This is a genomic window from Streptomyces sp. NPDC053474 (genome assembly GCF_044544845.1).
GTDB lineage: Bacteria > Actinomycetota > Actinomycetes > Streptomycetales > Streptomycetaceae > Streptomyces.
On sequence record NZ_JBITXV010000017.1, the window covers coordinates 24,142 to 46,935 of the forward strand.

The window sequence follows — 22,794 nt, forward strand, 5'->3', positions numbered from 1 at the left end:
CCCCTGTTGACTCTTAAGACTGTATCCGCGCCGAGCCTCCGGCGCAAGCCTTAAGAGTCAAAGTGATGACCGCAGAGAATTGACTCTTAAGGCTTGCGCATCACCGGGTCCGCATGTATTGTCTTAAGAGACGACAAGCCGTCGGGCCAGACGCCCGCAGTACCAGGAGGAACCATGTCCGGGACCACTGACATCGCGAACACCGCCTACCTCGCCCTGCGTCTGCCTGCTGGCACCAGGGTCACCTACCACGGCACCCAGGCGGCCCTGCATGGCGTGTGGACCGTCCAGCCGTGCGCGTGCCGCCGGTGCGCCGCAGCAACCCTGCTCGGCCAGGCCGCGCGGCGTTATGAGCTCTACACCGTCGACGGCAAGCCGGGACCGCTCGTGCACGTGCGGCACACCTCCGTCACGCCCGTGGTCGGCACGGCCGAACTCGGCGAAGCGGTCTGCGGGGCCCTTCCCACCAAGTACGCGTCGGCGTACCTGCGCAAGGAGCTGCGCAAGGCCTTCCCCGGCGTGAAGTTCTCCGTGGTCACGGGCCGGGGCAAGGACCGGTGGACGATCTCCGTGAGCTGGGCGGGCGGCCCGGGCCGTACACAGGTGGGCGCGATCGCCGCGCCGCTGCTCGCCAAGTTCGGCCCTGGGGACCGGCGCCGCCCGCGCCACATCAGTGTCACCGTGGGGGGCCGCGTGCGGACGGGCATGCCGCGCGTGTCGGACGTCGTGCTGTGCCGCACCAATTGACGACTCTTAAGACTTGCAGAGACCCGCGCACGCAATGTATTGTCTTAAGAGCCGGGGCGGGGAAGTCCCCCTCCCCCGCCCCGGCCCGTCCCCAGCTCGCCCCCAAGCCCTCAAGGAGCGCGATGAACCTCAGCCTCGCAGGCCAGGCCCTGTACCTGTCGGTGCGCGAGACCGGCGCACTCGTCACGCCGCATGAGACGGCACAGGTGCTCGCCGAGAGCGTCGCCCGCCTCGGCGTCGAGGGCGTACGGGTCGAGAGCTTCCGACGCGCCCTCGCCTGCTCGGCCACCTTTCCGGAAGAGCACTGCGCGCGGTTCGCGTGGGCCGCCGCCGCTGCCTCGTTCATCGGGCCCTAGGCCCTGGCAGACCCGGTGCGCGGCGGCACCGCATCCAGGCGCCCGCACACCGAGATTCGCCGGACGTGGCGCTGCCGCTCCCGGTGGGCCCTCCGCGACGCATCACCTGAAGAGACATGACGACGCAAGGAGTTCCCGATGCCTGAATCGGTGTATGTCATGCAGCGCGTGTCACGCATCTGACCCTCTTTGACTCTTAAGACTTGCACTCGGCGCACCCCGAATGTATTGTCTTAAGAGACATCAGGGCGGAGGGGAACCCTGCCGCCCCCTACCGGAAGGAAGCGCCGTGATCCAGCTCCGCCTCGTCAACGAGAACGGCTACACCGTCACCGTCGCGGGCTTCGAAACCGTCGTCACCGTCGCGGACGAACTCGCAGACAAGGCCGAGGCGCGCCTCCTGGGCGAGCCCGCCGAGGCCGACGCTGCCGCCTGGCGGCAGCTCGCCCGCGAGCACGCCGAGGCGCTCGGCGGCGCGGCGAGCGCCAACGGCCGCAACAAGCTGGCCACGGTCGACCAGCACGACGCGCGCCGGTACCGCGTCATCCGCACCCCGCTGTAGGCGGCACGGCCCCGCGCGGCGCGCGGGGCCGCCCCCCCTTCGCACCGCACTACCCAAGGAGCCCCATGGACGCACGGCAGCGTGAGACCCGACAGCAGATCCGCCACCGCCTGGCGGGCGCAAGCCGCGAACTGCTGCTGCGCGCCGTGCTGGACGTCCTGGAGACAACCGGAACGGCACAGCACCCGCCCGACCGCAACGACTACGGCATAGGCGGCTGGCGCGACCGCGAGACGGTCGAGGCCGAGCACCGCGCCCGCATCGGGCTCGCCGAGGATGTCGACACGGCGGTCCACGCAGCCCTCAACGCGGGCCCAACCACTCCCGCGTGACCACCACACCAAACCAATGACTCTTAAAGCTTGCATTGCCGTCACCCGCACTGTAGAGTCTTAAGAGACGAACGGGGCGCGGCCCCGAGACCCGGACGAGCGAAGGACTGGACCCGACATGAAGGCGACGATGACCTCCCCGACCCCCCTCTTCGGCACCGCGGACCTGATCACCTCCGCCGTCCAGACGTCGGATACCCGCCCTCACCGCCTGCGCGTCATCGACCTCTACCTGGAGGGCGACAAGCAGGGCGCTTACTGCGTCCTGTGCGACGCCTACGGCGAGCTGTCCGCACTGCGCGACCTGGCGCCGCACGCCTACGGCTGCACGCCCGGCGTCGGGGCGTTCGCCAGCCCCGCCCCGGGCTGGCGGTAACAGCCCCGCACGGTCCCGCCCGGCCGACGGGCGGGACCGGCCCCCATCCCCTCCAACCACCCTGGAGTGCATTCCCCTTGATCACACACGCCAGTGCGCAGGGCATCGGCACCCGCTCCCATCAGTGCGACGCCGTGGCCAGCGCCAACAACCAGAGTGCGCGCGCCTGGGCACTGCTGGACGGCATCGGCTCCAGCACTGCCGTGCAGGACTGGACGCGCGGCAACGCCCGGCTGCTGGCCCGCATTGCCGCACGGACCGGCAGCGCGCAGGCGGCCATCGCAGACGTACGCGCAACGACCGACTTCGACGGCCACCAGGACGACAGGGGTGACCCGCCGAGCGCCGTGGCAGTCGTCGCCGTGCGCACCGGGAACGGAGCGCTGGACGTGGCCTGGTGCGGCGACGCCCGCGCGTACTGGATTCCGCGCGGCGGCAAGCTCCAGCAGCTCACCCGGGACCACAACTGGGCCGAGGAGCAGCGCTCCAGGGGGATCACCGACTTCCCCCGCTGGCACCGCAACATCGTGACATCCAGCCTTCGCCGCTACGACGGCGAGTTCGGCGACGTCGGCACGACGCACGTCAGGGGAGGCGGACGGCTGCTGCTGTGCTCCGACGGCGTGTACTCGCCCTTCGAAGACAACGGCGCCGAGCTGGGCCCGCCGCTGGGCGGCGGCGCGCCGCACGAGGCCGCCCGCGCGCTCGTGCGCAGCGCGCTGGCCTTCCCCGCCGAGCGTCACGACAACGCCACCGCCCTGGTTGCCGACTTCGGCTGATCAAGGACAGTGCGCCCGCCCCCCGTGAACGCGGCGCACCCCCACACCCCCCCACCTTGAGGCCTCTTAAGACTTGCACCATTCGATGATCCCGATGTATAGCCTTAAGAGGCAACGAGATGAACGCCGGCCCCACTCGACACCCGACGGAGGATCACACCATGACCCAGCACCCCACCAGCCGCCGAGAGAGCTCCACCGCCTTCCAGGAGGCCTGGAACAGGGAGCTGGACGAGGCCCTTCGCCGCACGATGCGCCTCGTGGCGTACGCCGTCCTTGCGCCCGGAGTCGTCGGCCTGGGGGCCATGGCAGCCGTCGTGCTTCCCGGCGAGCCCGGCGGGGCGGAACTGGCGGGCGGACTGCTCGCCTGGCTCACCGTCCAGGCGGCCGGTGCCTACCTGGGCGCACGCGCCGTCATGCGGCAGGGCGACCGCTAGGCACGGGACCGGCGGCGCACCCCACCCCGCGCGCCGCCCCGGCGCAGCGCGCTCGGCCCACCGGCGGGCTTCCGCGACGGCTGCACGGCGGCGGGCGGCCGGGACCGGACCCGGCCCACGGGCCAGCCACCCCCCTTTGACTCTTAAGACTTGCGCCACACGCGCCCCGTCGGTATAGTCTTAAGAGTCAAAGGGGCGAGCGCGCCCCTCCGGACCACCCAGGAGCGACCGCATGACCGCCACCCTCGTCGAGACGGCCGCACTGCCCACCGAGGTCACCGAGTACGAGCGCATCACGTGCGAGGGGTGCTCCAAGACCTCCCCGTTCCTCGACGACGGCGACGACGGTACGCACGAGGCACAGGACGCGGGGTGGCACGTCCTCTACAACAGCCAGTGCGGCTGCCCCAACCTCTGCAAGGACTGCGCCGAGGAGCGGTGCGGCCGCGCCGACGACAGTCCCCGCCTGTTCGGGATGCGCGTTGTGTGATCCGCACCCGGCAGGACGCCCTGGTCATCCCGCCTTCCCGATGGCCCGTCCGGACAGAACGGAGATACCCATGGCCCGCCGCTCCCACCAGCCGACCCGTTCCCGCCCGCACCGCTGGTGCGGGCGCCTGCACCGGGGCATCATCGCCCTCGCCGCACCCGGCCTGGCCCTTGCCGCCGTCCATGGCGCCACGTCTGCTCGACTGCTGCTGGCCCTCACGGGCGCGGCGGCCATCGGCGCGATCGCCATGCTGCGCGGCGCGGGAGGGGGCCGGGGCCGCACCGCCCCGGTGGCCCGGCGCTCCGGCTGGACCGCGGCGGCGGTTGCCGCCGACATCGCGACACTGATGGCCGCCGTCCGCTACGTTCTCGATCTCGCGTCGTACGGCTTCGCCGCAAGCGCCGCCAGCGGCAGCACGGCGGCGGTATCGGCGCTGGCCTGGATCGCTGTCCACACGCTCACGCACCACCGGGCTACCGCCAGCGCGCACTCGGGCGCCGCCTGACCCTCGACGCGGCCGCCCACGACATTCGCCTCTTAAGACTTGCATCCAGGCGGCACGCGTAGTATAGTTTTAAGAGTCAAAAGGGCTTGCGGGGCGCTCCTCTCGGATCCCTCTTCGAGCCCTCCCCGAGCGGCCCTGGCCGCCCTCCCCCCTTGGAGACTGCATGGTCGAACTCCCCCTGGCCCAGCACATCCTCGCGCCCGGCCTCGCGCCGTCCGTCTACACGCGGTTCAACCGGATCCGCAAGGCCGTGGCCATGGCCTACTACCTGCACATCACGCACCACGGCCACCTCACCGGCTCCGACATCAACGCTCTGACCCAGCGCCAGATGGCGGCCGCCGCGCGCCAGGCGGGCGTCGAGGCGCCGAACAGCGCCGCTACGCGCGACACGGTCCGCGAACTGCTGCACGTCTTCAACGCAACCGGCGGCAGCTCCGTGCCCGACTCCCCCGCCCGTGCCGTGACGAACCGCTCCGACCGCGCCATCACGCGCGACGACCTCGCCCGGGCACTCGACGGTCTGGGCATCGTCGTCCAGGCCGCCGCCCAGGGCGTCGACCGCTAAGCAGCCCGCCTCCGGCGCCCGTTGGCGGCGCCTTCCTCCCAGCAAGTGTCCCGGGGCGCTGCGTCGCCCCGGGACACCGGAAGGAATCACCTTGCCCCACTCCTTCCCCGTCCGAGACACCGGCGCACCCGCACTGCTGTGCCCGGCGACGCTCACCGACGCGGCCCTCATGCAGGGGGTGCTGACGGTGCTGTCCGACCAGCAGCTCGCCTCCGTGGCCATCATGCTCACCGAGGAGACCCAGCGGCGCCTGATGAACGCGATCACCACCGAGATCCGGGCGGCCGTCACGCGGGCCGTCGAAGAACGCGAGACCGACAGTCCCGCCCCCGTGGTGCGGGCGCAGTTCCGCGTCCGCGACACCGACAGCATGCCGCCGTACTGGGACGGCACCGACGCCACCCTGCGCCACACCGACGGGAGGTCCACGCGGCACCTCGACACCTCAGACACCCGGCTCGAAGAGCTGCTGAACGACTTCACGTGCGTGAAGCAGCCTTCCGCGCGCAGCGTCCTGACCATCGACCTGCGCACCGGCGGCTTCCACTACTGATATCCCGCCCAGGAGAGGCGCGAGTGGCGAAACACGCGGCCCGCACCTGGATTCACCGCTCCCGCCCGCCCGAACAGACCGCGCCGCACCGCCGGACCGCCTCCTGGCCCCGCCCACGCGGCGCAACGCCGCAGGGACACCGGCCCAGGCCGCCGGCCCGAAGCCCCGCCGAAGGCCCAGCAGCGCGTCGCCGATGGGCAGTTGTGCACGCGAAGGCAGCGCCGTGAACCCGCCGCCGCCGAGACGCGCACCGCCTCAAGCACGGTCGCGGCTGCCGGGCCGGCCGTAGACGGGCAGCCGGCCGTCGTGCTCCCCAGACTGGAAAGGAGGGCAGGATGTCGGTCCTGCTGATCGGCCGCTGGGAGGCGGCCGCCGACGCCGACCTGGTGATCGTCGAATCCCACAGCATGCGAGACGGCGACCAGAAGCGCCGGGGCGCCCTGCTCGCCGGGCACGCCGCGGCCGCCGCACTGTGGTGGTGCGAGTGGCTGACGGACAGCCACAGGGAGGCCGTGCGGGCCGTGTACGAGACGTACGTCAGGGACGAGGGTGTGCGCCTCATCGACGAGGTGGAGGGGGCTGACCCCGCCAACTGACGCCTCTTAAGACTTGCACCTCCCGCATTTCACGTGTATAGTCTTAAGAGTCAGCGAGGAACGGCCTCGCCCCTCCCGAGGAGTGCACCTGGTGTTCGTCCGCCTTCTGGTTCTCGCCCTGTCCAGCGCCGCTGCCTCACTCACCCTCCTGGTCGCATCCGACAACCTCACGCTCGCCACCGCGACCGGAGTCCTGTCCAGCGGCGCCGCAAGCGCCTCGGCGATCGTCTACCTGCGCCACCCGCGCAAGAAGGGACCGGACCAGGCGTAGCACCGAGGGCGCTGCCGTGGCCATGCCGGAGCAGCGCCCTCCCCCTCCGGCCCACACACCGGCCCGGCCAGGGCCCGCAGCGTGCTGGAGGAGCCCTCACACCTGCACGGCGACGCGCGCCCGCACCCGGCCGCCACGACGGAAGGACCCCACCATCCGCACCATCCCGCGCAACCACACCCGCGTGCTCGGCCACCTGCGCGACTCCCTCACCGAGGTCACCCGCCACCGCGGGTTCCGGGACGTGGACGGAACACCTGCCACAGCGGCCGAGGCCTGGGCGCACTACGACGCTCCCCGGCGCGACGGCTCCCGGCGCGCGGTACTGCGCGAACTCGACGCCCGCACAGGGGTCTACGAGCTGCGCGTCAACGGGCAGCTGCGCTACGAGATGCGCACCCCCGGTGAGTCCGCAAGCCGCATCGACGTGGTCGCCGACCGCGACCCGGACGGCAGCACCAGCATCTCCGTCTACCTCGACGGCGCCCGGGTGGCGCACCCCGGTGTTCATGTGCATGTCGTCGACCCGGGAGGCGACGGCGCCGACCACGAATGGCTCACCGGCCAGCTCCGGTCCGACGCCTGCGTGCCCGTCGAGGTCCGCGCCCATATCACTGCACTCGCCAAGCACTACCACCGCCGCACGTGCTGCCCGCACTCCTCCTGCGACGGCTGACTCCCGCCAGCCACGATGAAAGGAATCCCTGTGTCCGGCATCCGCCTGCGCCACGGCAGCCGTGAAGTCACGGTCAGCACACTCGCCTTCACTCTCGACGGCACCCCTCAGGGACTTGCCTCCGTGCGCACGGGCCACCTCGTGCACCTGGTCGAGGACGCGCTCGGCTTGGCCTCGGGCCACTACCAGGTCGGCCACTACCAGGGCAGGCCCGAGCGCGGTGAACGCTCCCTCCACGCCGTCTCCGCCGTCGACGCGGCGACCATCCGGGACGAGGGCGCCGCCGTGTACCGGGCCGCGCCCGACCCCAGCTGGCGCCACCCGTTCGCCACCCCCGTCAACGGTCTGCGCCTGGGCGAGGTGCGCGCCTTCCTCTCCCAGCACGCCGACCTGCCCGACGACGCCCTCGTCGTCATCGGCCCCGCCGACCACCACGCCGAGGGGGACTCCCCGGCCCTGCGCGGCATCACCGTCGGCGCGTACGTACCGGCCATGAGTGCGCGAGGCAACTACGGCGACTTCTGGAGCGCGGAGCTCTCCGATACCCCCCGCCCCGAGCGGAGCATCCCCGCCGTCCACGTCTCCCCGTCCGTCTGAGCGCCCGGCCCGGCTGCCGCCTGACGGCGGCCGGGCCGCTCGCTCCCCCGCCAGGAGCTGCTTTGACCCCCGCGAAACTCGCGCGCCTGCTCGACGAGCAGGACGGGCACGTCCATCTCGACCTCGACGGCGTGTTCTTCGCCGTGGACACCGCCACCCGCCGCATCTGCTGGTCCGACCCGATGGGGCCCAGCCTGATGTTCCTGCCGGGTGTGCGCGTCGAGATCGGCGGCCCCGCCGTCTACAACCACATCGACCTCTACTACGACCAGCCCTGGGCGCCACGGGCGTACACGCCGCGGCCCGTCCAGAACCTGGGCAAAGGCGACCTCGTCACCTGGGAGGGATGCCTGCGCACCGTGCTGGACACCGCCCCCGCCCCACGCGGCAAGGTCAACGTCTTCGTCAACGACCCCACCTTCACCGGCCCCTACCCGCGCGCCCCGCACGACCTCGTCCCCGTGCACCCGCCGGCCTGACCAGCCACCGCACCCCGCACCGCGCCGCCCCCGCCCACACCCTGCCAGGAGGACCCGTTTGCTCTTCGGCGCCGACAATCTCGACACCCTCGTCAACTGGGGCCTGGGCGTCGACTCCACCGCCTACATCGCCAAGATGCTCACCGACCCCGCCGCCCACGGCATCGACCTGGACCGCACAGCAGTCCTGTACATGGCGACGGGCAGCGAGTGGCCGGAAACCCGGCTCCTGGTGGAGCAGTTCATGCTCCCGCTGCTGCGCGAGCACCGGGTCCGCTTCGTGCAGCTGGCCCGGACCGGCCAGCTCAAGGCGGCCGGCATCACCGTGCTCGACGACTCCCGCTGCCCCCAGAAGCTGTACGACCGCGGGCCGTGGACGCTGTGGGACGAGATGGAGGCGGTCGGCACCGTCCCCCAGCAGGCCGGCACCCGCAAATGCAGTCTGCGCGCCAAGGGAGAAGTCGGTGACCGGTGGATCACGCCGGTGTTCGCCGGCCGGCCCTTCCGGCAGGTCATGGGCTTCAACGCTGACGAGGCACCGCGCTGTGTCGGCGACGAGGCGGCCTCCAAGCTCCCGGGCCGCACAGGCGTCTTCCCCCTCCGGGACTGGGGCTGGGACCGGCAGACCTGCGAAAACTACCTATTCGAGCGCTTCAAGGTGAACTGGCCCAAGTCGTACTGCACTTTCTGCTGCTACCCCGTGTCCATGGGCGCCCTGCCCGCCCACCTGGAGCGCATGCGCGCCCACCCGGACATCGCCGGACAGGTGCTGCGCCTGGAGTACACAGCGATGAGCCTGAACCCGAACGCGAAGCTGTACGGCTCACGCAGCCTCCTGGAGCTCTTCGACCCCCGCCTGCCCCGGGACCGGGCCTGCCTGGATGCCTTCGAGCGCGAACTCGACACCGAGTGGGCCCTGTACCGTGTCCGCCGCCTGTTTCTGCTGTCCGCCACGGGCAAGCGCCGGGTGCTGCGCTCCGTCCACCGTGTGGCTCTGGGAAGCCCCACGGACCTGGAACAGCGCGTACGCGCCGAGGCGGCCGCGCACGGCTGCAAGGCCGACCTCGACCCGCGCTACGGACGCAGCCGGTACTGGCTGCGCCCGCGCGGCGAGCACCTGCCGATGGGTGAGGAACTGTTCACCACCGGCCCCGCCCACGTGATCGACAAGCAGGACCCGAGCTTCGAACGCAAGTGGCAGCACGTCGTGGAGCCTGCCTCGACGCAACTGACGCTCCTGTGAAGCGCCCGCGCCCGGCCGGACCGCAACGGCCCGGGCGTACGCATGAGCAGGCCCGCCCACACCGCTTCCGCCCCTGCGCCCGTCGTGGGCGCCCCTTTCCGATCAGGAGGAACCGATTCACCTCTCCCCCGTCACCGACCAGTCCGCCCGCTACCTGCGCGCCGCGCAGCGCGGCGCGCTGGACGTCGTCACCGAGTACGGAGCGGTGCGCTACCTCGTCGACCGCTCCGGCACTCTTCCCTCCTACCTCGCACCGCCGCCGCCGGAACTGTTCACCGCGGGCTGGCTGGCCCACGCCGACGGCGGCGCGCGCCTTAAGCTCACCGCCCGCGGCCGCGACGCCCTGCGGGCTCACGCGGCACAGGTGTGCGCCCGCGAACAGGAACCGGCATCGGTGACCCGCAACCCGCTGCGCGGCGGACTGCACGACCCGGCCGAGCCCATCCGCCGCCTGTACCACCGGGTGAGCGGCACAGAGATCCGCCCCGGCGACTCCGTCACCGACCCCGCGGGCCACCGCGCCACCTACCTCGGGCCGACCATGCACAGCGCCGACGGCGGGACGACGTGGTCGCCCGGCTTCAACGCCCGCGTCCACTACGCCGAGTACGGCGACGGCTGGCTGTACCCGCCTGAGGCGATCAGCGCGGTCTACGCCGCGCAGCCCGCAGCCCCGCGCTTCGCGCCGGTCACGCCGGAATCAGGCCGGTGAGCACCGCGCGCCAGCAGACGCTGCCGTTCGAGGACCTGGCCGAAGTGCCCACGGCCTCGTCCTGGTGCCGGCGGTGGACCCACCGCCAACCGTCCTGGATGCGCGCCCGCCACGGCGGCTTCGATTCCCGGCTCTACACGGTCGAGCCGCTCGACGAGGCGGCCGCCAAGCGCTTCGTGATCGAGCACCACTACGCCGCGTCCTACCCGTCGGCCACCAGACGCTTCGGCCTCTACCAGCACAGCGTCACCGGCGGAGCGCCGCAGTTGTGCGGCGTGGCCGTCTTCGGTACCCCGGCCGGGGCACGCGTGCTAACCAGCACCCTGCCCGACCTGGAACCCAACCGCGAGGCGCTGCTCTGCTCCCGGTTCGTGCTCACCGACGCTTGTCCCGGCAACTCCGAATCGTGGTTCCTGGCCCGGTGCCACGACGAGCTGCTGGCGGCAGGGGTACGCGGCGTCATTTCCTTCGCCGACCCCGTCCCTCGCCAGGACGTCCACGGACGGCTTACCGCGATCGGGCACGTGGGGACGATCTATAAGGCCACGAACAGCATCTACACCGGGCGCGCTGCCGCCCGGACGCTCCGGCTGCTGCCCGACGGGACGGTACTGCACGACCGGGCCGTGCAGAAGGTCCGCCGCCAGGAGCAGGGCCACCGCTACGTCGAGAACAAGCTGATCTCCCTGGGCGCACCGGTGCCGCGGGCGGGCTGCGACCCGGCCGAGTGGCTGCGTGAGGCCCTGGAAGCGGTCAGGGTCCGCCGCCTGCGCCACCGCGGCGTACACCGGTACGTATTCCGGCTGGGCAAGAACCGACGCGAGCGCGAACGCGTGCGCCTGGGACGGCCCGAGCTGCCGCCCCCCGAGCGCCCCGACCCCCCACACCAGTATGCCTCTTAAAACTTGCACCCCCGCCCCGCCCGGCGTACAGTCTTAAGAGTCACAAAGGAACGGACCGCAGCCTCCAGAAGGAGCCCTTCATGGCCACGCCCTCCAGCATCCGAACGCTCGCCGACCTGATGACCGCGAACGGCTGGAGTGCTTCTGTCCAGGACGCCGGAGCCGAAGCGCGAGTCGAGGGCACGCACGAGGACGGCGCGGCCGCCATGGCCACCGCGCGCCTCACCGACAAGGGGTGGAGGCTTCGCCTCTACGCCATAGGGAGCGGCCAGAGGGCCTGGGCCAGGGTCCAGCGCGACGCCTTCACCCGCTTCCTCGAAACCGGAGAACTCGAAGGCACCCACAGGCCCGTCCCCACGAAGTGCACGTGTCGTAAGTCGGTGAGCGCCCCCACCAAGGCGCGGGCACTGCGGCAGCTCAAGGATGCTCAGGACCGCCACCGCCGCGCGGGCGCCAAGAAGGTGGAGGCGCGGGTCTACCGCTGCCCCCACGACGCCCGCCGCTGGCACCTGACCTCGATGGCGAAGTGGGCGGGCCGGGATGCCTGGCGCCCCCTCGCCGCCTAGCGGCTGCCGCTGTGCGGGCCCCACGGCCCGCGGTGCGCACGAGCGCCGGGACACCCCGATCGGCGCGCCCGCGCCACCGCGGGCACTGGAGCCGCGCAGCCGCAGCGAGAGGCACAGTGCGCCCCTGGCAGCCCCCTACGGAGCACCCCTTGGGCTGCGAGTCCGCGGCACCCCATGCAGTATCTTAAGAGTCATATTGGAGGTGGGCGCGCCCGCCCGCTGAGCACGCCAGTTCCAGGAGGGCTGATGAGCGAGTCCGAACTCACCCCGGTGCGCGTCGGTGACAGCGTGATGGTCATCGACCGGTACGGCACCGGGTCGCACGAGCCGGTCCGGGCCCTGGTGACCAAGGCCCCGCGGATCTGGCTGGAGATGACGGAGGCCGAGCCGCGCGCAGGACGCACGCCCCTCACGTGGAGACTGCGCCGCGACACCCAGGACGACGGCGGGGGCAGGCACAACCGCCCCCGCTTCCTCACCTCCGCGCAGCACGCACGCGAACAGCGCAGGACGTCCGTCGACGCCTACCTGGCGGGCGCGGGCATCCGCACCGAGCACGGCACGCTGTGGCACACCCCTGAGAACCGCCTCGTCCTCGCCAACCTCCTGCGCGCCCATGAGGGCCTGCCCCCGCTGTGACCACCCCGGCCGCCGGCAGCCGGGCATTGTCAGTCCCCTAGGAAAGGATCACGTGTATGACGACTCTCCGCGCCGAGACGGCGCCGTCCAGCCTGTCCACTCGCGCCGACTATGAAGCCGCCCTCCAGCTCCTGCGCGTGGCTTCGCGGGCGTACTACGGCGATGGCGACAGCCCGCTGGACGACACCTCCTACGACCAGTTGCGGAGGGGCGTGCTGGCCTGGGAGGCGGACCACCCCGAGGAGGCTGCCGCCAACTCCCCCACCGGCCAGGTCGGGGACGGCGCGGCGCCCGTGGGCGACGTCGTGCACACCACCCGCATGCTCAGCCTCGACAACGTCTTCGACGCCGAAGGCCTCGTCGGCTGGGACGCCTCCGTCCGGCGCCGCCTGGGCCACCCGCCCGCGGGCGGATACGCCGTGGAAGTGAAGCTGGACGGCGCGGCGATCGCCGCCCGCTACCGCGCCGGGCGGCTGCGGCAGATCATCACCCGGGGCGACGGCAGCCACGGCGAGGACGTCAGCCACGTCATCGGCACCATCGAGGGCCTGCCCGAACATCTGCCCGTCCCGGCCACCGTCGAGGTGCGCGGAGAGGTGCTGCTCACCCAGGCTCAGTTCGAGGAGGCGAACGAGGTGCGCATCGCCCACGGCGCGCAGGCGTTCGCCAACCCCCGCAACGGCACGTCGGGAACGCTGCGGGCCAAGGACCGCCCCTACCGGCTCGCTATGACGTTCTGGGCCTACGGCGCGGTCGACCTGGACGGAGAATCGTTCCTTCCCGCAGGAGCCACGCACGCCGAGGTCCTGGCCGCCATCGCCGCGGCCGGAGTGCAGACGACCGCAGCCACCCCCGCAGGACTGCACGTGAGGGCCTCGCTGGCCGAGGCGCAGCAGCAGGTCGACGAGATCGCCGCCCTGCGCCCGGACCTGCCGTTCGGCATCGACGGCGTGGTCATCAAGCTGAACTCCGCGGCCGAGCAGGCCGCGGCGGGCACCGGCAGCCGCTTCCCGCACTGGGCCATCGCCTTCAAACTCCCGGCCGTGGAGCGCCAGACGGTGCTCAAGGACGTGGTGTGGGAGGTCGGCCGCACCGGGGTGCTCGCCCCGACCGCGGTGCTGGAACCGGTCGAGATCGACGGGTCCACGGTCACCCGAGCCAGCCTGCACAATCCCGCCGACATCCGCCGCCGCGACCTGCACCTGGGCGACACCGTGACGGTCTACAAGGCGGGCGACATCATCCCCCGGGTCGAGGCCGCCCTCGCGCAGCACCGCCCGGTGGACGCACAGGAAGTGCCGCTGCCCCAGGTGTGCCCCAACTGCGGTGGCCAGATCGACAAGAGGCAGGAGCGCTGGCGCTGCGCGAAGGGCACAGCGTGCGCGCTGCCCGCGCTGATCGAGTACGCCGCCGGGCGCGAGATGCTCGACATCGACGGCCTGGGCAGGACGTACGTGCGGGCCCTGGCCGATGCCGGAGTGGTGGCTGACGTGGCCGACCTGTTCACGCTCTCCCTGGAGCAGCTCACCGCCGCCTCCGGCAGCGCCAAGCGGGCAGCCAAGCTCGCCGAGCAGATCGAGACGGCCAAGTCGCGCCCGCTCAGCCGCGTCTTCTGCGCGCTGGGGGTGCTGGGCACCGGCCGCAGCATGTCCCGCCGCATCGCCCGGCACTTCGGCACGATGGACGCCATCCGCCGGGCCGACGCGGACGCCATGCAGGCGGTAGAAGGCATCGGCCCGGAGAAGGCGCCGGTCATCGTCAAGCAGGTCGCCGCCCTGGCCCCGGTCATCGACAAGCTCGCCGCGGCGGGCGTCACCATGAGCGAACCGCACGAGCCCGACCAGGCGGCGGGCGGCCAGCCGCTGTCCGGCAAGGTCGTGGTGGTGACCGGCAAGATGACCGGACCGCTGGAGGGATGGGGGCGCAGCGAGATGAACGCCCTGATCGAGAAGGCAGGCGGGCGCGCGGGCAGCAGCGTCAGCGCCAAGACCGCCATCCTGGTCGCCGCGCCGTCCGCGGGCGGCATGCCGAGCGCCAAGGCCGTCAAGGCCCAGGAGCTCGGCGTCGAGATCCTCTCGCCGGAAGCCTTCGCCGCGCTCGTGGCGGACTTCCTCGACTGATCTACCACAGCCCCAGGCCGGGGCCGCACCCTTAAGGGTGCGGCCCCGGCCGTTTGCCGCCTCCAGTCCGCACGCCGCGTGCGGCAGGCCGGCTTTCCCTGAAGGGGCAGGGGCGCAGCGCAGAAGTGTGCGGTGCGCGGGCAGTCCGGTCCTGGCCGACGGCCGGCGCGGGCGCAGCCGGCTCATGCGGAGCATGGAGTACGGGCTTTGGTGCGGAAGGCACCCGCCAGACCGCCAGCGGATGGGCACGGCTGCGGAATCGACCGTGCCGGCCGCGCGGAGCGCGGGGCTGATCACTGCCTCGGGTGCCGAGCGAGCGTCAGGTCCGTTCCCCGCACCCGTGTGTGGCAGAGGTCCGGGGGTGGCGGGCACGTGCGGCACACCGGCCGTCAGCCGGTGACCCGCGCCAGGGCGCTGGTCCATGCGCCAACCAGGAAGAACAGCGCCATCAGGCCCACGGTACGTCTTCGCCTAAAGGGCCTTTAGGCGAAGGAGCGGAACGGGCCGCGAGCCCGAACCGGCCTGTCCGGCAGGCGACTTCGAGCACCCCACCTTTTCGACTCTTAAGGCTTGCAGTCGAAGCCGCTCCGACGTACAGTCTTAAGAGTCACCAGGAGTGCCGGACGACCAGGAGGACGCGTGCCGACCACACCCACCGCCATCGCCGACACCGACCGGCCCCACAGGCCGGAATCCGTGGAGTCCCTGCGTGAGCAGCGTGACCGCATGGCCGACTTCATCCGCCAGCTCGCTGCCGACAACCCGCAGACCATGGCGCTCGATTCACGGATGCACAGCAGGGCACTGGAGCTGATCGACAGCGTGCCGGTTCCCGAGCGCTGCCTGAACGCCGACGAGGGCGCGCCCGATGGCGGCCACTCCTTCGTCCTGCCCACCGGGCACGGACGGCGCTGCCTCAACTGCCGGACCCTGCGCCCGCACACGCCGAGCTCCTGAGTCCGCCCCCTCCCACCGCGCCGACCACCGAGGACACCATGATCACGACCCCGTACACCATGCCGGACTCCCTTCTCCACGCGCTGAGCGCGGCAGTAGCGGCGGCCCGCGCGGCCGCCTCGTCCGCCGCATATGCCGGTGCCGCGGCCTTCGTCGCGGCCACGGACGGCGAGGGCACCGTCCGCCCCGCCTCTCACAAGGCGTTGGACGCCTGGTGCACGGTCACGGCGCCCGGCCTGCGGGCCCGCCTGCTGAAGGACGCGCCGGAAGCTCATGCCGAGCTGCGCTTTACCTCCCTGACCCGGCAGGCGTACGAGGCCCTGCGCGCCCGGTGCCTGGAGAGCGATGCCTGCCCGTGCGCGGAGGCGTGCCAGTGCCTGGACCACCCGTGGAGGCCGTGGGACGACCTGGACCGCGGCCCGGCCGCCTGCGAGATCTCCTACCGCAACGGCACGGAGCGCGGGTTCGCCCGGCTCGCGTTGGGCCGGGCCGAGGTGACGCTATACGAGGAGCCGGTGACGCTCGCCTACGAGCTGATCCGCACCGCCCGCGCAGGGAACCAACCCCGACCGCCTCTTAAGACTTGCAATCACCCCGCCCGTTGAGTATAGTCTTAAGAGTCATACGGGACGTCTTCCACCCCTAGAAGGAGAACACCACTTGCCCACGACCAGCGCACCGCAGTCCGCCCCCACCCTGGAGACGGCCATCGGCTACATCTCCCTGCACGCCACCCAGAACGACCTCGACCGCATCCACGCTGCGGCGAAGCAGCGCGCCACCGCCCTGCGCGAGGCGCGCGCGGCCGCCGTCACCAAGGGCTCGACGGTCCGCATCGGCAACGCGCGGCCGAAGTACATGAACGGCCTGACCGGCGTGGTCGTCGATGTCCGCCAGGGGCGGTCCACCGTGGTCGACCTCGAACTGGACGCCGAGTCCACCGACGTGCTGCGCACGTTCCGCCCGATCCCCGACACGGTCGAGCGGCACACGCTCAACAACGTGTACGCCTCGGTGTGCCACCTGCAGTGACCCCGCCCGCCTCGGTGTTCCGGTGCCGCCCGCTCGGGTGGAGCGGCACCGGAACACCGAGGCTCCCCCGCCGCCAGAGCGCCTCACAGGAGCCACGCCCCATGGGAGCCCAGATCCACTACCGCGGCCGTATCGGCTTCGACCAGCCCATCCCGGCCAGCGCGGTCAGGGACGAGCTGTACGAACTGCAGCGCCTGACCCACCTGTTCACCCTGACGTTCCGCCTCACCGACTCCGGGCACGAGCTGACCGGCCTCGTGGCAGACGACTCCCACCCCGCCGGGCACCTCGGCGAGTGGCGGCACGCCCTGCACCTGCTGGGGGACATCGCCCACAGAAAGGGACGGTCCCTGACCGCCCAGGCGACCTGGGCCTCCGACCCCGGCCCCTTCACCGGCGCCCTGGTGCTCGATGCCGCGGGCCGCTTCCACGACGTCCCCGACGACGAGCCCGCCGAGCCGCACCGCCAGGCGCGGTGCGACTGCTACCCGCCCACCGCGTGCGCGCACTGCGGCGACACCGGCTTCCTCGCCCGCGACGAGGACGCGCCCAGCCTCCCCGCCCTGTGCGTGAACTGCCACGAACAGCTCGGCACCCGCCAGGCCGCCAACGGCCACTGCTGTCGCGACGGCTGCACCCTGCCCACGTCCCACGACGGCCTGTGCCTGCCCTGACCACCCGCCGGGCCGACCCTGCCGGCCCGCAACCGGAGACACCGCCCATGACCGCCGCCTTCACCCCCCGCCGCCACAGCGACGGCACCATACGCATCGACATCACCGTCACCTACTCCCTGCGCGCCACGGACCTCGCCCAGATCCTGGCCAGCGCGCACCGCACCACGTGCTCCGACGCCCTGCCGCTGCTGCGCTACACCGACGCCGTCAAAACGGTGCGCGGCGAACTGCGCGCCCGCGGCGGCGACGCCCCACTCCTGTGGCGCGCCGACTCCGGCAAGGACGAGCGGGAGGCGAACGCCCTGGCGCTGTGGGCTTACAGCGAGATCACCCGGCTCTTCCCCGCCCTGACGCCCGCCTGACCCCAGCCCCGCAGGCAGAAGGCGGCTACCGATGCGCCCCCTGGGGCAGCCGCGTTGCCCGACCGCCGTCGCCCCGGACCGCCGTCTCCACCTCCACGAAAGGCTGCTGATGCGCCTCGCCGACCTGCCTCCCGGCCTCGTACTGATGACCGGCGCCGTCGCCACCGCCATCCAGGCGCGCGACCTGTGCACCGGAGACCTGTTCACCGTGAACGGCACCACGATCACCGTCACCGGAGCCGGACACCACGACCTTCCCGGCATGACCCGCCTCCCCGTCAGCTACCGCCCCTACGACAACGACACCGTGCGCACCGAGAACTGGACCCTCCCCGAGACGGTCTCCTTCACCCCCGTCCAGCTCCTGCGCGGCGACCGGATCGCCTGCCTGCTCTGCCCGCACGGCACGAACCGCCACGACGTCGTCATCGACCGGGCCAGCGAGGGCTGGGTCAAGTCGTGGGTGTGCAACGCGCATCACCAGCTCGGCGCCGCCTAGCCCTCCCCTCTCGCCCGCGCCCCCGAGAACTCAGCCCCCTGGAGAAGACCTTGACGCACGTCCTGCCGTCCCACCCGTCCTTCCGGCTCCGGCCCGCCACCACAGCCGGCGGCCCGCACGATGTGCTCGGCCCCGACGGGGACGTCATCGGCCACGTCAGCACCACGCTGCGCGGCCAGGTAGGCCGCAGCACCGGCCCGCGGCGCACCACCGCAACCGCGGCCGCCGAGGACGCCGTCATCCTCCACCTCGCCCTGTACGGCATGCCCGCCGCAGACCAGCAGCCCTACACCAGCGCCGACCAGGCCCGGGCCGCCCTGACTCTGGTGCCCCAGCAGCGCCAGGAGATCGTCGACAGCTCGGCGCGCGCCTATCACTTCCACGCCCTGCGCCAGCCCCACATCGCCGCCATCCTCGACGGCCTGGACGCTGTTGCCCGCGAGACCTCCGCCACCGGCACCCGCGCGGGCTGCCAGCGCATCGCCCGCATCCTGCACCAGGTCCACCGCCCCGCCCGCAAACTCCTCGCGCAGGCACTGCTGGAGGGAGCCGACACCGAGGTACGCGACTGGATGACCTTCCCGGCCGCCCGCCTCGCCGCCCTCGCCGAGCAGTCCCGTACACGCCTGCTGCTCACTGCGGACCAGCCCCCGGCCGACCACCGCGACGCCTTCCGCTCCCCGCACACCGCCGACACGCTCCTCGACACCATCCACCGCACCTGGCGCGACCTGGAACACGCCGACCACGACACCACCCACACCCCCGCCTCCCCGGCACTCCAGCTCCGTACGGCCGTCGAGAACCTGCCGAACACCCCCTGCGCCCACAACCAGCACGACGCCCACGCCACCGCCGCCACCCTGCGCACCCTCGCCACCGCAGCACACGACACCCGCACAGCCTCCACCCCTCGCACCACCCTGACCCTGCTGCACGAGCTGGAAGCGCTCGCCAGCGACGGAGCCGAACGCCTGGACGCCACCGCCCGCCTGCTCAAGGACACCGACCGCCTCGGCCCCGCCCACGGCATCGTCCGCGACCTCAACGACACCGAGCTGGGCACCGAAGACCCCACCGGAACACGCGCGCTGCTCATCGGCCACCAGGACGCAGGCCCCCTCACCCGCACCCCCGACGGCCGCTGGACCGGCCCCGGCATCCACCCGCCCTACCACTCCCCCGAAGGCGCCGCCGCCTCTCTCGCACGCGCCCACCGCGCCCGGCAGGCCACCACCCCCACCACCCCGTAACACCACCCCCACCACATGACTCTTAAGGCTTGCATGAAGACGATCACGATTGTATAGTTTTAAGAGTCAACGGGGGAGGGGCCCCCGGTAGGGGAGAACATGGCGAACAAGGAAGTCGAGAAGCTGGTCATCAAACTGCGGAAGCAAGGCTTCACCGCAGAGAAGACCAACAAGGGCCACTGGAAGGTCTCGAAGGGAAGCACGCTCATCACCTTCCTCCCAGGCACCCCCTCCGACCACCGATCTCTGAAAAACTGCCTCTCGTACCTCAAGCGGGCCGGGTTCAAGCCCTGAGACCCACCGGGCCGCTGGGAAACCTCCCAGCGGCCCGGACCCATCGCCACACCGGCAGACAAGGAAGAAACCCCGTGCCGTCCTACAGCGTGTACGTCGAGTTCGACATCACCGGCGTCTCCCCTGACACCTACGAAGCCCTCTTCGACGCGCTCCGCGACCAGCACGGGGCCGTCGGCCCCACCGACAATGGCAACCTCTCCGTACGCCTCACCATCCAGGCCGAATCCATCAGCCAGGCCGCCGCACATGGCATTGAGCACGCCCAGATGGCCACCAGTAGCCACGGCATTGCCCCGGGCAGCGCTATCCGGGTCGAAGTGACCACCACGGAAGAGCGGGTACGCCGAGCGCTCGGCTGCGGCGTCGTATAGCCAGAGGCCGTCCGTTCGCGCGCACGCAAACGGCTGACACCAAAGCGAATCCTGTCCACCACAGCAGCCGCCCCGCCGCCCCCGCGCACCGCCTTCAGCGCACCAGTGGGCGCACCTTCACTAATTCACACACTTTCACGCACACATACAGGCACGCACCGCTTCGGCGGCCTGACCTGCACCTCTAGCTCCGCCCATCACCAACTACCCTCCACGGCAACAGCTGCACTACCACGCGACCGCCCCGCCCTTGCCCACCAGGGCGGGGCGGTCGCGCGCGGATGCAGACCGGCACACCTTCACTAGTTTCACTAATTCACACACTTTCACGCACGCCTACCTCCACGCTTCACCTCCTTCTGTCTAGCCCTACCTCCCTTCTACTCCGTCTGTGTCGCTCGCCCCCTTCTCGGCAGTCTCCCTCGAACATGCCCTATGTGTACGCTCCGCACGCTTTTTCCCTCTGGCGACTCTACGGGCGTATGCCTATCGCCCGTTTCGCTCCCCGCTCGCTTCACTTATTCGCTCTCTCTAGATTCCTACGACTCTCTCGTCCTAACGCTTATCGCTACGCCTTGCCGTAGTCGCATGCCACCTTGTTCTCACTCTGTCAACCAATCGTCCGGCCGTCTTTTCGGGCATCGTCCTTTCCGTTCTAACGTTCCCGCTTGCGCCCTTCCTGGTTTGCTTTACTTCTTTCGACGTTTAGGGCACCCTTCCACACCCCCATTCGCCCTCTGAACCACCCGTCGTGCGCCACTACCGCAGTTGCTACTGGCCGAACATCAGGGCGTCCGCTAATTCACAGTTGCTCAGCTTCACCCAGTAGGCATTACTTTCTCCCTAGCACTAGGCCACTCTTCGCCTCTTGCCAATGGAGTTCAGCTCGCGCGCCCGCGTCCTCGTGCGCTGCTATTGGCTCGCGACCGCATCTACTCGGTGCCACACGACGGAGCGCGCCTGCGGCCACCTCCGCTACCTGGCCCCGCCGGTGACACTCGCACTCCGGCTTACTCGTGCCACACCCCAGCCCCACCAGCTGACGGGGTCTCAATCACACATCCGGGCCGCACAGCGGGGACACCTTTCCACACGCCCCTCGCCATCCGAGCGCGTTGCCGTGCGCCACCGCAGCCCTGCGGCCTTGGCAAAGCGCGCACGTTCCCAGGCCAAACGCAGCCTCAACCCCCGCGCGCTGCTAGCCGACCGCGACCTCACCCTCCTCAACTCACTCCAAGGCTGCCCTCGCCTCGGAACTGACGAACTGCCACCCTCACCGACCACCCCGCAGCAGCCTCACCCAAGCTATGGCCGCCCCTAGTTCGAATAGGCCGCATACAGCAACAAATTGGACTTTCATTACTTAACTTACTTCTATGTTGCAAATATTCATCAACTGCATGAAATCTCACCAAGTGCTGGGCAGATGCCAGGCATTCGAAACTGACAGGCTCGCTCCGCCTCACCTTCCAGGCACTCGACACGCGGGCCCCGCCGGTACGACAAGGCAACAGGCTGCAGGCTGTTAGTCTGGCGGCCGTCAAATATGAATCTGTCAGTCCCAGACCCCAGTAGACGCTGGTCACGCCGATGCAACTGCGAGCACGCGGGCGTAGCCAAGGGGCAGGGGAGGAAGGCACCCATGAAGGTCATCGTCCTTGCCAGCCAGAAGGGTGGAGTGGGCAAGACCACGACATCCGCCAATATCGGGGCATGCCTCGCAAGCGGGGGAGCACGCGTTGGCATGATCGACTTGGAACTCCAAGGCCAGCTTGGGGTCTCACTCGGAGCGTTCGCCCGCAAGCCGCAGGACATCGGCAGTGCTGTGCTCGACTACATCGATGCTGTGGATGCCGGAGACCTCGACTCAATGGCCCCCCTCCAGAGTCGAATGATCGACCGGAGCATACTGCTCAAGGAGTTCGACGCCCCTGGCACGTTGAGCGTCATCGGCTCGGTGATGAACGTGACGGATCGCGCTCGCGCCGAAGTGGCGAAGCGAGGTTGGGAGGCTGTCTCCAGCCTCCGCGAACTGCTCATGACTGTGCAGGATGAGTTCGACTTCATCATCGTCGACACGCCGCCTTCGGCCGATGCTCTCTCCTCCGTGGCCCTGGCCGCTGGCGACTATGTCATCGCTGTGTGCAATCCACGCCTTGCTACTGCTGATGGAGCTCGCGTGGTCCGGAACAACGTGGAGAAGGTGCCCGAGCGAACCGGCGGCAAGTGCCAACCCATCTTCCTCGGGACTGTAGTAAACGAAGCACAACCGCCCTCTAAGCGGACTGATGAGGCTGATGCTGTTGACGACTACCTCCTCAAGCACCAGCTCAAGGCGTTCTCCAAGGAGATTCGAACCAGCCCTCAGATCTCTGCCTCTTACGGAATCAGCCGCCCGATCGTGATCGACGAGCCTAGCTACGCAGCCAGCGGATGGTACGAACTCCTCACTGACGAAATCATCGATCGCGTGAAGGACCTCGCCGCATGACTCCCTCCTCTGACAAGGACGAGACGATGTCGAGCCAGGATGTGGAGCCGAAGAAGCCGCGGCGTCGGCGAGGCAAGGCCCGGTCATTCGACTTCGGTGCCATCGAGCATGTTGGCAACGACGCAACCGAGGGTGGCTTCCTCGGTGATGATTCAGCTGAAACCGAGCGCCGAGCGACATCTACTGCCACCATTTCACCAATGCTGGGCGGGCCTTCGGTCTCCGCTTCCCACACGGAGCCCACAGCTCCCGAGATGGACGACACGCATGCTCCGGAGGGGGAGGAGGAACCAACAGAGGCTGCCGGGCCCCTTTCCCTGCCTGCCCAGACCTCGGCCGCTGAAGCGGC

Annotated in this window: 33 protein-coding genes; all 33 read left to right on the forward strand. The window is 70.6% G+C overall.

The annotated features are described in order from the left end of the window. The first annotated feature begins 174 nt into the window (after positions 1 to 174). Complete coding sequence (locus tag ACIG3E_RS32615) at positions 175 to 747, forward strand: LPD29 domain-containing protein (protein WP_399623168.1); 573 nt, start codon at positions 175 to 177, stop codon at positions 745 to 747. Between the two features lie 122 nt (positions 748 to 869). Then, positions 870 to 1,103 (forward strand): hypothetical protein, encoded by a 234-nt coding sequence (locus ACIG3E_RS32620; protein ID WP_399623169.1) that lies wholly within the window; start codon positions 870 to 872, stop codon positions 1,101 to 1,103. 289 nt (positions 1,104 to 1,392) lie between these two features. Further along, a complete protein-coding gene (locus ACIG3E_RS32625; protein WP_399623170.1) occupies positions 1,393 to 1,665 on the forward strand; it encodes a hypothetical protein in 273 nt (90 codons plus the stop codon). A 65-nt stretch (positions 1,666 to 1,730) separates the two neighbouring features. Further along, the gene (locus tag ACIG3E_RS32630) at positions 1,731 to 1,997 is read left to right on the forward strand and encodes a hypothetical protein (protein ID WP_399623171.1); all 267 of its coding nucleotides are present in this window, start codon (positions 1,731 to 1,733) and stop codon (positions 1,995 to 1,997) included. A 130-nt stretch (positions 1,998 to 2,127) separates the two neighbouring features. Continuing rightward, positions 2,128 to 2,373 (forward strand): hypothetical protein, encoded by a 246-nt coding sequence (locus tag ACIG3E_RS32635; RefSeq protein WP_399623172.1) that lies wholly within the window; start codon positions 2,128 to 2,130, stop codon positions 2,371 to 2,373. Positions 2,374 to 2,450: 77 nt separating this feature from the next. Continuing rightward, the gene (locus ACIG3E_RS32640) at positions 2,451 to 3,152 is read left to right on the forward strand and encodes a PP2C family protein-serine/threonine phosphatase (RefSeq protein ID WP_399623173.1); all 702 of its coding nucleotides are present in this window, start codon (positions 2,451 to 2,453) and stop codon (positions 3,150 to 3,152) included. A gap of 161 nt (positions 3,153 to 3,313) precedes the next feature. Further along, entirely contained in the window at positions 3,314 to 3,589 is a 276-nt protein-coding gene (locus ACIG3E_RS32645) for a hypothetical protein (RefSeq protein WP_399623174.1), read from the forward strand. A 232-nt stretch (positions 3,590 to 3,821) separates the two neighbouring features. After that, on the forward strand, positions 3,822 to 4,079 hold the full coding sequence (locus ACIG3E_RS32650) for a hypothetical protein (protein WP_399623175.1): 258 nt from the start codon (positions 3,822 to 3,824) through the stop codon (positions 4,077 to 4,079). Between the two features lie 70 nt (positions 4,080 to 4,149). Then, positions 4,150 to 4,584 (forward strand): hypothetical protein, encoded by a 435-nt coding sequence (locus ACIG3E_RS32655; RefSeq protein ID WP_399623176.1) that lies wholly within the window; start codon positions 4,150 to 4,152, stop codon positions 4,582 to 4,584. A 163-nt stretch (positions 4,585 to 4,747) separates the two neighbouring features. Next, a complete protein-coding gene (locus ACIG3E_RS32660; RefSeq protein WP_399623177.1) occupies positions 4,748 to 5,152 on the forward strand; it encodes a hypothetical protein in 405 nt (134 codons plus the stop codon). Between the two features lie 91 nt (positions 5,153 to 5,243). Beyond that, positions 5,244 to 5,705, forward strand: coding sequence for a hypothetical protein (locus ACIG3E_RS32665; protein WP_399623178.1), 462 nt, complete (start codon positions 5,244 to 5,246; stop codon positions 5,703 to 5,705). 335 nt (positions 5,706 to 6,040) lie between these two features. Next, the gene (locus ACIG3E_RS32670; RefSeq protein ID WP_399623179.1) at positions 6,041 to 6,301 is read left to right on the forward strand and encodes a hypothetical protein; all 261 of its coding nucleotides are present in this window, start codon (positions 6,041 to 6,043) and stop codon (positions 6,299 to 6,301) included. Between the two features lie 91 nt (positions 6,302 to 6,392). After that, a complete protein-coding gene (locus ACIG3E_RS32675) occupies positions 6,393 to 6,572 on the forward strand; it encodes a hypothetical protein (RefSeq protein WP_399623180.1) in 180 nt (59 codons plus the stop codon). A gap of 184 nt (positions 6,573 to 6,756) precedes the next feature. Continuing rightward, on the forward strand, positions 6,757 to 7,248 hold the full coding sequence (locus tag ACIG3E_RS32680) for a hypothetical protein (protein WP_399623181.1): 492 nt from the start codon (positions 6,757 to 6,759) through the stop codon (positions 7,246 to 7,248). A 30-nt stretch (positions 7,249 to 7,278) separates the two neighbouring features. Further along, positions 7,279 to 7,845: a hypothetical protein gene (locus ACIG3E_RS32685; protein WP_399623182.1), complete on the forward strand. Its 567-nt coding sequence runs from the start codon at positions 7,279 to 7,281 to the stop codon at positions 7,843 to 7,845. Positions 7,846 to 7,907: 62 nt separating this feature from the next. Further along, the gene (locus tag ACIG3E_RS32690; RefSeq protein ID WP_399623183.1) at positions 7,908 to 8,324 is read left to right on the forward strand and encodes a hypothetical protein; all 417 of its coding nucleotides are present in this window, start codon (positions 7,908 to 7,910) and stop codon (positions 8,322 to 8,324) included. A gap of 58 nt (positions 8,325 to 8,382) precedes the next feature. Then, on the forward strand, positions 8,383 to 9,567 hold the full coding sequence (locus ACIG3E_RS32695) for a hypothetical protein (RefSeq protein ID WP_399623184.1): 1,185 nt from the start codon (positions 8,383 to 8,385) through the stop codon (positions 9,565 to 9,567). A 205-nt stretch (positions 9,568 to 9,772) separates the two neighbouring features. After that, positions 9,773 to 10,279, forward strand: a complete 507-nt coding sequence (locus ACIG3E_RS32700) for a hypothetical protein (RefSeq protein ID WP_399623185.1) — start codon at positions 9,773 to 9,775, stop codon at positions 10,277 to 10,279. Then, positions 10,276 to 11,181 carry a hypothetical protein gene (locus ACIG3E_RS32705; RefSeq protein WP_399623186.1) on the forward strand — a complete coding sequence of 302 codons (906 nt, stop codon included), beginning with the start codon at positions 10,276 to 10,278 and terminating at the stop codon, positions 11,179 to 11,181. Before ACIG3E_RS32700 ends, ACIG3E_RS32705 begins: the two co-directional genes overlap by 4 nt. Positions 11,182 to 11,261: 80 nt before the next feature. Beyond that, positions 11,262 to 11,747: a hypothetical protein gene (locus ACIG3E_RS32710; RefSeq protein WP_399623187.1), complete on the forward strand. Its 486-nt coding sequence runs from the start codon at positions 11,262 to 11,264 to the stop codon at positions 11,745 to 11,747. 246 nt (positions 11,748 to 11,993) lie between these two features. Then, entirely contained in the window at positions 11,994 to 12,386 is a 393-nt protein-coding gene (locus ACIG3E_RS32715) for a hypothetical protein (protein ID WP_399623188.1), read from the forward strand. A gap of 56 nt (positions 12,387 to 12,442) precedes the next feature. Then, positions 12,443 to 14,506: an NAD-dependent DNA ligase LigA gene (gene ligA, locus ACIG3E_RS32720; protein ID WP_399623189.1), complete on the forward strand. Its 2,064-nt coding sequence runs from the start codon at positions 12,443 to 12,445 to the stop codon at positions 14,504 to 14,506. Between the two features lie 639 nt (positions 14,507 to 15,145). Continuing rightward, positions 15,146 to 15,463, forward strand: coding sequence for a hypothetical protein (locus ACIG3E_RS32725; protein ID WP_399623190.1), 318 nt, complete (start codon positions 15,146 to 15,148; stop codon positions 15,461 to 15,463). Positions 15,464 to 15,501: 38 nt separating this feature from the next. Beyond that, positions 15,502 to 16,068 carry a hypothetical protein gene (locus ACIG3E_RS32730; RefSeq protein ID WP_399623191.1) on the forward strand — a complete coding sequence of 189 codons (567 nt, stop codon included), beginning with the start codon at positions 15,502 to 15,504 and terminating at the stop codon, positions 16,066 to 16,068. A 55-nt stretch (positions 16,069 to 16,123) separates the two neighbouring features. Continuing rightward, complete coding sequence (locus tag ACIG3E_RS32735) at positions 16,124 to 16,495, forward strand: hypothetical protein (protein WP_399623192.1); 372 nt, start codon at positions 16,124 to 16,126, stop codon at positions 16,493 to 16,495. A 101-nt stretch (positions 16,496 to 16,596) separates the two neighbouring features. Continuing rightward, complete coding sequence (locus ACIG3E_RS32740; RefSeq protein WP_399623193.1) at positions 16,597 to 17,169, forward strand: hypothetical protein; 573 nt, start codon at positions 16,597 to 16,599, stop codon at positions 17,167 to 17,169. A gap of 47 nt (positions 17,170 to 17,216) precedes the next feature. After that, complete coding sequence (locus tag ACIG3E_RS32745) at positions 17,217 to 17,534, forward strand: hypothetical protein (RefSeq protein WP_399623194.1); 318 nt, start codon at positions 17,217 to 17,219, stop codon at positions 17,532 to 17,534. A 31-nt stretch (positions 17,535 to 17,565) separates the two neighbouring features. Then, positions 17,566 to 18,033, forward strand: coding sequence for a hypothetical protein (locus tag ACIG3E_RS32750; protein ID WP_399623195.1), 468 nt, complete (start codon positions 17,566 to 17,568; stop codon positions 18,031 to 18,033). 50 nt (positions 18,034 to 18,083) lie between these two features. Further along, entirely contained in the window at positions 18,084 to 19,286 is a 1,203-nt protein-coding gene (locus tag ACIG3E_RS32755; RefSeq protein ID WP_399623196.1) for a hypothetical protein, read from the forward strand. 99 nt (positions 19,287 to 19,385) lie between these two features. After that, the gene (locus tag ACIG3E_RS32760; protein ID WP_399623197.1) at positions 19,386 to 19,580 is read left to right on the forward strand and encodes a hypothetical protein; all 195 of its coding nucleotides are present in this window, start codon (positions 19,386 to 19,388) and stop codon (positions 19,578 to 19,580) included. A gap of 74 nt (positions 19,581 to 19,654) precedes the next feature. Then, positions 19,655 to 19,954, forward strand: coding sequence for a hypothetical protein (locus ACIG3E_RS32765; protein ID WP_399623198.1), 300 nt, complete (start codon positions 19,655 to 19,657; stop codon positions 19,952 to 19,954). 1,642 nt (positions 19,955 to 21,596) lie between these two features. After that, positions 21,597 to 22,445, forward strand: a complete 849-nt coding sequence (locus ACIG3E_RS32770; protein WP_399623199.1) for a ParA family protein — start codon at positions 21,597 to 21,599, stop codon at positions 22,443 to 22,445. Continuing rightward, a partial coding sequence (locus ACIG3E_RS32775) for a hypothetical protein (protein ID WP_399623200.1) occupies positions 22,442 to 22,794 on the forward strand: 353 nt, incomplete at its 3' end. The genes ACIG3E_RS32770 and ACIG3E_RS32775, both read left to right, overlap by 4 nt.

Coding starts and splice junctions, on each gene's coding strand:
- ACIG3E_RS32630 (WP_399623171.1), top strand. CDS start 1,731: ATGGACGCACGGCAGCGTGAGACCCGACAGCAGATCCGCCACCGCCTG.
- ACIG3E_RS32615 (WP_399623168.1), top strand. CDS start 175: ATGTCCGGGACCACTGACATCGCGAACACCGCCTACCTCGCCCTGCGT.
- ACIG3E_RS32670 (WP_399623179.1), top strand. CDS start 6,041: ATGTCGGTCCTGCTGATCGGCCGCTGGGAGGCGGCCGCCGACGCCGAC.
- ACIG3E_RS32770 (WP_399623199.1), top strand. CDS start 21,597: ATGAAGGTCATCGTCCTTGCCAGCCAGAAGGGTGGAGTGGGCAAGACC.
- ACIG3E_RS32660 (WP_399623177.1), top strand. CDS start 4,748: ATGGTCGAACTCCCCCTGGCCCAGCACATCCTCGCGCCCGGCCTCGCG.
- ligA (WP_399623189.1), top strand. CDS start 12,443: ATGACGACTCTCCGCGCCGAGACGGCGCCGTCCAGCCTGTCCACTCGC.
- ACIG3E_RS32740 (WP_399623193.1), top strand. CDS start 16,597: ATGGGAGCCCAGATCCACTACCGCGGCCGTATCGGCTTCGACCAGCCC.
- ACIG3E_RS32745 (WP_399623194.1), top strand. CDS start 17,217: ATGACCGCCGCCTTCACCCCCCGCCGCCACAGCGACGGCACCATACGC.
- ACIG3E_RS32645 (WP_399623174.1), top strand. CDS start 3,314: ATGACCCAGCACCCCACCAGCCGCCGAGAGAGCTCCACCGCCTTCCAG.
- ACIG3E_RS32635 (WP_399623172.1), top strand. CDS start 2,128: ATGACCTCCCCGACCCCCCTCTTCGGCACCGCGGACCTGATCACCTCC.
- ACIG3E_RS32760 (WP_399623197.1), top strand. CDS start 19,386: ATGGCGAACAAGGAAGTCGAGAAGCTGGTCATCAAACTGCGGAAGCAA.
- ACIG3E_RS32620 (WP_399623169.1), top strand. CDS start 870: ATGAACCTCAGCCTCGCAGGCCAGGCCCTGTACCTGTCGGTGCGCGAG.
- ACIG3E_RS32710 (WP_399623187.1), top strand. CDS start 11,262: ATGGCCACGCCCTCCAGCATCCGAACGCTCGCCGACCTGATGACCGCG.
- ACIG3E_RS32715 (WP_399623188.1), top strand. CDS start 11,994: ATGAGCGAGTCCGAACTCACCCCGGTGCGCGTCGGTGACAGCGTGATG.
- ACIG3E_RS32730 (WP_399623191.1), top strand. CDS start 15,502: ATGATCACGACCCCGTACACCATGCCGGACTCCCTTCTCCACGCGCTG.
- ACIG3E_RS32655 (WP_399623176.1), top strand. CDS start 4,150: ATGGCCCGCCGCTCCCACCAGCCGACCCGTTCCCGCCCGCACCGCTGG.
- ACIG3E_RS32650 (WP_399623175.1), top strand. CDS start 3,822: ATGACCGCCACCCTCGTCGAGACGGCCGCACTGCCCACCGAGGTCACC.
- ACIG3E_RS32750 (WP_399623195.1), top strand. CDS start 17,566: ATGCGCCCCCTGGGGCAGCCGCGTTGCCCGACCGCCGTCGCCCCGGAC.